Consider the following 8,783-nt stretch of genomic DNA (forward strand, 5'->3'; position numbering starts at 1 on the left):
CTGATTATTTGCTCATAGCGTTCAGTGCGTTAAGTTGTTTATATTTCTCGTTACATTTAGCGGCAATTTTCTTCGCATCGCGAAGGGTTAATGGTCCCGGGCTATTACGGAGTGCCGTTCGAAAATCCTCACCGGCACAGGGTATTTCATGAGAAATCATTAATAACTGTTCTTCAGTCGCTGTACCGTTATCTCTGTAATCATCGTAAACAAGATACAGCAGACCACCCAAAAAAAAGAGTGGAAAGGCCCAGTTAACAATGTTTTTAACCGCGCTCGCGACGTTTACTTTCATTTTTTATTCGCCTGGTATAATTCCCACTGATGGATATACGCATAATACCGTTCACCTGGCACATTAATGATGATGCCATCACAGTCCAGTTTATTAACAGGGCTGGTAAAAGCGCCTGTCGGCATGTTTACCTCAAGTGTCTTGCAGTCGTCTTTCCAGTGTCTACCTGCTTCAAGTTCATCCATCGAAAATGAGTGAATGGAGATAACGAACATCCCGGAAAACCCAACCACCGCTATAAGCGAACAGTATATGAATGTATCGCCTCTGTTAACTCGAAGATTGAATTTTTCAGGGATGGCAACCATTGCCAGCGCACCGACCACACCAATAACAAAAAGAATCAGGCATATACCGTTAAGCCATGCAACATTATGTCCGAGTATATAGTACGCTTTCACTTTCTTATTCCTTATGCTGCATACTTTCAAATAACGTGAGATTGTTAATACTGACCATCGGTCTTACTATTCACCTGCCCCCATCCGTTCAAAGGAATAAATCAAGACATAAAACATATAAAAGATGACTGTGGCTGTAAAAAATCCCGTTATTACTGACAGCGTCAAATCAGGAGAACCGGCCCACATGTTTTTATCCATGAATACCATGAAAGAAAATAAAGCACTGAGACCTGCAAGCCCAAACAACATTAAAATACAGGCAAGCGTATCTCTTATAAAAACACCAATAATTACATAGCCGCAACCACAGATAATGATTGCCATTGCAAAAAAAAGTCGTACAAACCCATCAAAACTTATCTGGTATTCAGCCATTTACCCACCCTCATTCAATGTTTCCATCACGCTGCTCAAAGGCTCGCGGGTTTTAATTTCAATGCACTCTCCTGTATTACCTCCGTAACCCCTTCCTCCACGTGCTTCGAGTGCCCGTAGCATTTTTATGCAAACATCTGTATTAGGCATGGGAGAAACATTCCAAATCCCACCGCCACTACTCGGCGTCATCAGCACCAGAAAAATAAATGCATGCATACTTTATTGCCTCTGTTTATATACTAACGAATGAATATCTCTTCGATTAACTCCTGTAAGGTAACCGGCTTATTCCCGCTTATCGCCTTTTCATACTCATCTGCACTGACATTTTCAATAACATCACCACACTGAAGCCGGTTTTGCGTGGGAGACAATAAACCTTTATCAATATTCTTCTCCAGCAAGCGGCAGTCATGAGTCCAGTGGTGTGCGAGCGCTTCTGGTACAGGGTCATTACTGAATACAAACAGCAAGAGATATACTGAAAATACAAAAGCAAGCAGCCATTTGAATAATTCATCCATCACGTTACTTACCCTCCGTGCTAAGTTTATTAACCTCTGCCTTATCCCTGTATCTCACATCCATATACCGTGTTACGCCATCCGGACAAGACCAGCCATCTTTCGCTTTAGCCAGAAACCCTGCCTGCTGCGCTTCAAATGCGGAGATTCTGCAGTTTTTCAGCGTATAGATGATATTTTCTTTCCTGTTTATAATTTGTTTATATGTTGATTCAGGATCAAGAACTCCTGTTGCTGTAGTAATCATACTCACCATACACAGTATCACACTGAGGGTTTTACCCCACCAGGATGTGATTGCTCTCTGAAAAAAGGCAGACACGATTACGGCAGAACCAACAATCAGCATCAACATAAAAATATATGACGAATCCTCGCGAAAAAGCAGCCATAGATATTTCATTGAGTCAGTCATTTTTCAAATCCTTTCATTTTTCGTTATCGACGTTCATTTCACACGCTACCGCCCATCCCTTTCAACGCAGAGGGCACTCGTTTTAATTCAGAAATGAAAACTTACTGCAGCGCCAGTAATGGCGCCGTAAATCAATTAAGGCGAGGTTGTCCCCACGCCGATGGTTTTACGACAAAAAGAACCGTTGCCGGCTGATGATATACATCATCTGCATCCACATACGGCGCTATCCACAATGACGTTGTCTCCTCCCCTTTTCTTAATGGCCGGGGATAGTTACCAGGAGCCGTCACCGGTGATGTATAAGTTGATACACTCACCGGCCGAACAGCTGGCGTTACAGCCACGGGCCGATATACCGGCGCACTGACTATTCTGTTATTCGTCAGCAATCCTGACGTTACTGTATTAGTCGGTACCGTTGTCGTTGTTCTTGACTGCATTAAATTTGGCTGTGGCGGCAACGGGTACGAATTAACTGACGTTGTTCTGAAATTACCCTCAGCCAGTTGTGGCAACCCGGCCGCAGCCGGCTTTGCATCACTGCGTTCCTCTTTCAGCTTCGCTTTTTCATTTGCCTGTTCCATCGTCATACAGGTATCCGACGTCGTGGCATTACATTGAAATTCGGTCTCTGTGCCCGCACACCCGGTTAAGAGCAAAGCGCTGCCCAGAGGAATTAACAGCATTAATTCCTTCATGATATTTCTCGCTATTTATCGGTTATTTCTTCAGGTTCATCCTGATTTGGGTATTTTCCTTAATCGCCCGAACAAATTTATCCCCTTCACCCGGACTCATTTCATCGTAAACACGCTTAATCTGGCTGACATCAGATCGGGCTAGAATCAGCCTTGAAGAACCCGAACCAGACTCTCCGACGACAACACCGTTTTTCCGTATGATCCCCCTGCGGACAGGAGTCCGACGGAAAACCACAGCGATCCCGGTAAACACCACCGCCATCAGCAGCCAGAGCCAGAGAATATTATGCGTATAGCTCTGGTCGATATATGCTGCATACCCTGCCGCATCCGTACTGACGGTGGTGCAGTCTTCCTGTAAAACCGGAGGCAGTGGTGTGTTCACCGCATCACCATTAAGTTCTTTCGGCCCCGTGCAGTCCTGAATGACATATCCCTCCTGCTGCACAGACTCTACGGTTTTCACCAGCGTCTGGCCGAACGTGTACGGTCCCGTCCGGAACACCAGAACAACCAGTAACATCATCATGGCCAGCGGATACACCACCGCACACTTAACCAGCCAGTGAGCCCAGCGCAGTGCTGACAGAACAGCAGTAATGAGAGACTTAGCCATTATTTTCCCCCTGCGGCGCTGCGCCCGGAGAGAACTCACGCGGATCAAGTTTGCCCAGCTTCTTCAGCATCTCGTCAGTATTGAATCCGTTCATACCGCCGCCTGACTGACGATGTGCATCAGCCTGCGGTGCCGGCTCCGCCTCCTGATTCTGAGCCTGCTGTTGCCCGTTCTTTTCCGCTTCCAGTTCATCAATGGTTTTCAGCTGAAAACCATCCTGGAACACGACGGTCACTTCGTTACCGGCACCAATCGGAATGACCGGGTGATACTGCTCGGCCCTTTTGATGTAGTACTCGCTCAGCGTCTGCGCAGCTTTAGATGCACCACCGCCTACGCCCATTTTCAGAACATCACCGGCGCCAACAGATGCGGTTGCCCCCAGGCCAACTGCCGGCTGTGAAGCCCGTTCCATGCCCTGACCAATCCCGTCAACAAAACCGGCCCCCCATGCCCAGCCGAGGATTTTTCCGTTACGCATCACCACCTCTCCCTTAACCCCGTTTTTCCCCATAAATGACACGTGGCCGTTAATGGGCTGATCGATGGTTTTATCACCTTTGATACAGCTGATATTGCGGGTCCGGACAATGGCGCGCTCACTCGATACGTCGCCCCAGGCTTCAAGCCCCACAAAACACCCTGTCAGGTCGTAGGTTTTGCTGTTTGGCATTTCCACGCGACCGGTGATACGCAGCTGCATCGGTACAGTGGATTCATTCCCGGTAACAGACGCGTTGGCATCTGCCCCCTCGATAAGCATGCTTTTTGCAAAGCTCCCCGACGGAATGTACGGCAATGACTTCGCGTTCTTTCCTTTGTCGTAACTGAACGTTTTACGCTGTATCTGGTTTGGTACCGGCACAGACTGGTAGCTGACCTGCGGCGGCGGTGTCATACCAGTCCCCGGATAGAATGCCGTCGGAGGCGGTACCGCGGCGCCGGTCTGCGGCGGATAACTGGCTGGCTGCGGCTCACCTTCCGGACCGGGTGGCGGTGACGGAGGGGTCGGCGCGGGCTCGCCACCAGAGACAGCCGGTTTTACGCCCAGCGCCTTCAGCTGATTCTGCATGGATTCATTATCACTGCTGAGCTTGTCGATACGTATCTGATCAGCGGTTCGCGCCTTACTCAGTAGATCCACTTCCCCCTGCAGGGACTCAAAACGCTTGTTGAGATCTGCGGCAGTCGCCTGCATTTCGGTGGTCGCGTGCTGCTCCACCTTACTGTTGAAGCTGCTGTCGACCACCCCGGTCATATCCGGCGCGGGTTCGCCCTGAGCCGGGGCTTCCTCATCAGAGCTCATGTTCAGATCAGAAAGATACAGCCCGCCCCCAACGGCTGCCGCGCCGCCCGCCAGAATGAGTCCCAGCCAGATATATTGCTTACGTTTGATCAGCGTGTTGAAGTTGGCCATCAGCGCTTCACTCCTTCATCTGACGTCGTGACCCAGATCTGCATGCGACCACCGGCAGTCAGCAGGCCCGCCGGGGTACTGAACATGACGGCACGTGTTCCGGGCTGCCAGAAATCGCTTTCACGCACCATGCGGGGCGACAGGGAGACGTTATCCAGACTGTAACGGACGACTTTCAGGTGGTGCCCGACCCAGACCCTGTCGGCAGTGGCGCGCAGACCAGCCGGCGCCTGCAGCACTTCAGAGGTGACGGGGACAGACTGATACTCATCGGGTACGCTGCCCTGGCGCACGGCGCGATTCAGCGAAACCAGTAACGATTCATAGGGGTTCGACTCTTCCCAGGCTTTTGCCGGACCGGGTGTCCCCGCCAGCTCGCTGACCAGCTGAATTGTCCGGCCTGAGCCCGCACGGGGCACGGCACGAATGGAGAAGTTCAGCCCGCGTTCGGTTTCCACAATGAAGGTGAACGGTTTTTTACTGACGGTCGCCAGAATGGCGCCGCCGCTGTCGGTCTGCTCCTGGTTTGTCAGGCCACCGTCCAGGCTGTTTATCGCCGTGATGCGATCGCCTGGTACTGTGAACAGATTCGGGTCGGTGTTACTCACGGCAATATTTGCCTGACCGCCATTGGTCAGGGGGACCACTGTCGGCGCCAGCGTACCGCTGAGGGTCGCGGACATCGCGGGGGCGACCAACAGCAGACAGCCTGAAATAAATAACGGGTTAATTTTTTTCATTATTTATTTCTCCAAAACGCGCCAGCCAGCTGACACCATCGACACGACTGAACTGAATGACATAACTTTTAATTTCACTGTAGGGTTTGGAATCCCCAATCCACGTTTTCAGTTCACCCCGGATATCCACGCGGTTCTCTGCCGGCCAGGCACGGATCGACGTCATATAAAAGGTGGCATTAACGTTATTGTCTTTAATGCGTTTCGCATCTTCAGCCAGCTGGACCTTGAGGCTGTTCTGCGAGGCGGGTAATACATACCGGAGTAGCTGCTGATGCTGGGCATCAACCGTTTCCGGCGTGACATTCAGACGCAGGGCAATAAAGGACAGGCCCAGCTGCTCAATATAAGAGGCGTCAGCCTGGTTCTGAGACACCGCAAAGGGAGCACTGAATAACATCGGTGTCACAGCTACTTTCTGTTCTGTCTGAAGACGGTAATTATTTATGCCCTGGATAATATTGGTCGCAAGACTGAGGGTCAGGAGTGTCCCCAGACTGATAAATCCCACAGCGATAACGCGGGTGGTATTTTGTCTGGCACCATGTTCCATATGTTATTTCCCCGTTGATTTATTTAATCCACTGCCGGAAACAGGAGTCCGGAACATCATGAAAGAAACCTTTAAGAAGGGAGGTTGGCAGATACCAGTAAATCCGGTCGCGTAGCCAGGAACTGCCCCGCCCTTTTTTCAGTTTCTTGATACCCCAGAAAACCAGTGCCGCTGCAGCCATACCAAAAATGAACTTGCTGGTCCAGAAACCCCAGCCGAGACAAATCACGGCCGGGATAAGTTCATCGAGATATAAGCCAAACCAGCGGGACTGGTTAGTCAGTGTTTCCGGGAAACGGTACCGCTTTAATTCGTCTCCCGTCATCACGCGTTTCCTGTCAGTAACCGGCGACCGACATACCGATGGTGATAAAGGTGGAAATAATCGCGAAGCCGAACAGGAACTTCACGTTTTTGGTCATCATGTACATGATGCCGCCGGCGACAACTTCTGCCAGAACCACCCATTTGACGACGCTGGAAGACTTACCAAACGTGCCTTTAACGGTCGCATCCCCGGACTTCATCAGGTCGGTTGCCGTGGTGGTGGCCATCGCAGCATCCGGGAAGAACGCCGCCACAGCAGCAACCGGCAGCGCAACTTTAGCGACTTTCAGGGCTTTCTTTTTATTGAAAACGCGAGACAGAAAAGACGGTTTGGTTTCTTCAGAGACAGCAGTACCCTGAACACTTAATACAGCATTCATATTTATTTCCTTTAAAGAGAATGTATACGTTAGTAGAAAATCACATCTAAACCTGATTTTTTATATCTTTACCTTCCTTCCTCCTCGCTCTGTTCAGAAAAAATATAATTGGGGAAGCGTCTTAGATGATCTTTAAGTCGCATCGCCACTTCCGTTGACTTCGTTCTGCCACTACGGTTCTTTGCGCTAACTAAAAGTGCATGAGTGTCGTCATCAAGGTAAACGGAAACAATATTCTTATTTCCAGTGTTGGTATAACGCTTTGACACACAACTTCTCCGATTCGAGACCTTATAGACAAATCATTACACAGAAAGGCACAGGAAATAAAGGGGCTAAATAGCCCCAATTCATTTAACACTTCATTAACATTATATATTCGTAAACATTCTCAATGAAAAAATATATTTTCCTGGTCTTGTAACAATCCGATATAAATGAGCTAAAAGAAGGATAGATCTCCAGTACTTTCTCTTTCGAACGATCGATTCTTTTTTTCACAATTTTTTCAGACACACAGATATAACTTGATATATCCAAATAGCTAAAGCCAAGAACATAAAATGAAAGAGGAATTATATTCAAATCACTTATCTTTGAAATAGCCTCATCAAAATCTGAATTACCTTTTGATTTGATAACCTCCATTTTCCGGCTGGGTAATGGAACCGTTATCAGAAGATTTATTTGCCAAAAAAAATAAAAATCATCATCCAAAAGACTGATACACTCAATCCGAATTTGAAAATTCGATTTTCCACACGAAAAAATTTTACTTAAAACACAGCCTTTACCTAGCACCATGCAATCAAGTTCTAATTGGGAAAACATCAACTCTAATTCATAAAACGTTCCAGAAAAACTACCTGCTACACATTCTGTTTTAAAAAAGTCATACATTTGTTCAAATGATGTGTTGGAATATAGTACATCACGTTGTTGGTTTCTTACGCAAACAGAGACAGGCGAGATGTTATACAACCCCTTTATGTGAAGAAGAGCATCCCTAACCGATTGACTTAAGCTGTCATCACTACTACGATCCATCGCACACATAGGTTCCTCCTTAGAAGGTTTCTATGGATAGTTGGTGTAGGGAGGGTTCGACTCCCTACACCAATGATTCTCAAATTTTCAATTACACCTAAATTATAAATCCCATTGAAAAGGATGTCATCTGATTAGCTTAGATCATTCTTCCAAATATTCACCAATAAGAAGAACAATAATTCATTCTACAATAAATAAGCCAGCCCAACCAATGATTACATTTATATTACGTAAAATCTTACGCTATTCATCCTCAATCTCACTTTCATTCGGAAAGAACTTCTCCATCACCGCACTAACATCGTCCCGTATGTTCTCTATTAACCCTGACCATTCCCACTTTGGATTGCCATTAACATGAGGACTTAGACACTCGATCCCCAGCACCTTATTTACAGTAAACTGAGTTTTAACCATGCTTTCTAGCAGTGCTCTATTGAATGCCATCTGATTAAATCCGGATTCTTTACGTTCCATCTGGGCTTCATAGACACGCAAACCAAGCTCAAGCAACATAGATGCAATACTTGAATAGCTTATATCTTTCTCTTTCGCACCTTCAGCACGACGCTGAACTGCTATCGCATTAATTTTTTCAGCAACATTGTCATTTACATAAACCTGGATCTTAGCCATAGTCCCTCACAATTATAATCTCGTATAATCCATAAAACCCTAAGAGCTAAAACTACGCATGTTGCGCGATTCACAATTAGAGTCACTATGATAGAAATGAAGATTCACTTCACGAATCACTATCCTTTTAGCCACGAATCTAATATAGATTCATGGCACTTGTAAATAAATGTTTTACAAAAAAATAGTCTCTACTGAATCTCATGCAATTCGTTAGTGAATCTATATAGATTCATAGCCGATTCGCATTAACACATTAAATAAATGTACTGCACATTATTTATTTCATAACTCACTGTTTCCAAATAGCAATCTGCAAAATTTTAATTTTGCGTAGTGTGTGG

The 8,783-nt window shown here is 46.8% G+C and carries 16 protein-coding genes; all 16 read right to left on the reverse strand.

Features of this window, described 5'->3' with window-relative positions:
• Positions 1–4: 4 nt before the first annotated feature.
• The 16 genes from HMPREF3178_RS07925 to traM all read right to left on the reverse strand — a co-directional run bounded on the left by HMPREF3178_RS07925 (position 5) and on the right by traM (position 8,439).
• The gene (locus tag HMPREF3178_RS07925) at positions 5–295 is read right to left on the reverse strand and encodes a hypothetical protein (RefSeq protein ID WP_020323516.1); all 291 of its coding nucleotides are present in this window, start codon (positions 293–295) and stop codon (positions 5–7) included.
• Positions 292–696: a hypothetical protein gene (locus HMPREF3178_RS07930; RefSeq protein WP_023316404.1), complete on the reverse strand. Its 405-nt coding sequence runs from the start codon at positions 694–696 to the stop codon at positions 292–294. The genes HMPREF3178_RS07925 and HMPREF3178_RS07930 overlap by 4 nt, the downstream gene beginning before the upstream one ends.
• Positions 697–762: 66 nt before the next feature.
• Entirely contained in the window at positions 763–1,074 is a 312-nt protein-coding gene (locus HMPREF3178_RS07935; protein ID WP_070585109.1) for a hypothetical protein, read from the reverse strand.
• On the reverse strand, positions 1,075–1,293 hold the full coding sequence (locus HMPREF3178_RS07940; protein ID WP_023316402.1) for a hypothetical protein: 219 nt from the start codon (positions 1,291–1,293) through the stop codon (positions 1,075–1,077).
• A 23-nt stretch (positions 1,294–1,316) separates the two neighbouring features.
• Positions 1,317–1,601 carry a hypothetical protein gene (locus HMPREF3178_RS07945; RefSeq protein ID WP_023316401.1) on the reverse strand — a complete coding sequence of 95 codons (285 nt, stop codon included), beginning with the start codon at positions 1,599–1,601 and terminating at the stop codon, positions 1,317–1,319.
• 4 nt (positions 1,602–1,605) lie between these two features.
• Positions 1,606–2,016 (reverse strand): hypothetical protein, encoded by a 411-nt coding sequence (locus tag HMPREF3178_RS07950; protein ID WP_023316400.1) that lies wholly within the window; start codon positions 2,014–2,016, stop codon positions 1,606–1,608.
• 131 nt (positions 2,017–2,147) lie between these two features.
• On the reverse strand, positions 2,148–2,717 hold the full coding sequence (traV, locus tag HMPREF3178_RS29705) for a type IV conjugative transfer system lipoprotein TraV (protein ID WP_023316399.1): 570 nt from the start codon (positions 2,715–2,717) through the stop codon (positions 2,148–2,150).
• A 22-nt stretch (positions 2,718–2,739) separates the two neighbouring features.
• The gene (gene traP / locus HMPREF3178_RS07955) at positions 2,740–3,336 is read right to left on the reverse strand and encodes a conjugal transfer pilus-stabilizing protein TraP (RefSeq protein ID WP_023316398.1); all 597 of its coding nucleotides are present in this window, start codon (positions 3,334–3,336) and stop codon (positions 2,740–2,742) included.
• Positions 3,329–4,753: an F-type conjugal transfer pilus assembly protein TraB gene (traB, locus tag HMPREF3178_RS07960; RefSeq protein ID WP_023316397.1), complete on the reverse strand. Its 1,425-nt coding sequence runs from the start codon at positions 4,751–4,753 to the stop codon at positions 3,329–3,331. Before traB ends, traP begins: the two co-directional genes overlap by 8 nt.
• The gene (gene traK / locus HMPREF3178_RS07965) at positions 4,753–5,493 is read right to left on the reverse strand and encodes a type-F conjugative transfer system secretin TraK (RefSeq protein WP_020804840.1); all 741 of its coding nucleotides are present in this window, start codon (positions 5,491–5,493) and stop codon (positions 4,753–4,755) included. Before traK ends, traB begins: the two co-directional genes overlap by 1 nt.
• Positions 5,480–6,046 (reverse strand): type IV conjugative transfer system protein TraE, encoded by a 567-nt coding sequence (traE, locus tag HMPREF3178_RS07970; protein ID WP_020316627.1) that lies wholly within the window; start codon positions 6,044–6,046, stop codon positions 5,480–5,482. The genes traK and traE overlap by 14 nt, the downstream gene beginning before the upstream one ends.
• Before the next feature lie 19 nt (positions 6,047–6,065).
• On the reverse strand, positions 6,066–6,371 hold the full coding sequence (gene traL, locus HMPREF3178_RS07975) for a type IV conjugative transfer system protein TraL (protein WP_070585110.1): 306 nt from the start codon (positions 6,369–6,371) through the stop codon (positions 6,066–6,068).
• A gap of 13 nt (positions 6,372–6,384) precedes the next feature.
• Positions 6,385–6,753, reverse strand: a complete 369-nt coding sequence (gene traA / locus HMPREF3178_RS07980) for a type IV conjugative transfer system pilin TraA (RefSeq protein ID WP_020316649.1) — start codon at positions 6,751–6,753, stop codon at positions 6,385–6,387.
• Between the two features lie 68 nt (positions 6,754–6,821).
• Positions 6,822–7,022 (reverse strand): TraY domain-containing protein, encoded by a 201-nt coding sequence (locus HMPREF3178_RS29710; RefSeq protein WP_048289787.1) that lies wholly within the window; start codon positions 7,020–7,022, stop codon positions 6,822–6,824.
• Between the two features lie 85 nt (positions 7,023–7,107).
• Complete coding sequence (locus HMPREF3178_RS31630) at positions 7,108–7,809, reverse strand: hypothetical protein (RefSeq protein WP_023316396.1); 702 nt, start codon at positions 7,807–7,809, stop codon at positions 7,108–7,110.
• A gap of 237 nt (positions 7,810–8,046) precedes the next feature.
• Complete coding sequence (gene traM, locus HMPREF3178_RS07990; protein WP_020805752.1) at positions 8,047–8,439, reverse strand: conjugal transfer relaxosome DNA-binding protein TraM; 393 nt, start codon at positions 8,437–8,439, stop codon at positions 8,047–8,049.
• Positions 8,440–8,783 lie beyond the last annotated feature (344 nt).

The sequence above is a fragment of the Klebsiella sp. HMSC09D12 genome, from assembly GCF_001808475.1.
GTDB lineage: Bacteria > Pseudomonadota > Gammaproteobacteria > Enterobacterales > Enterobacteriaceae > Klebsiella > Klebsiella oxytoca.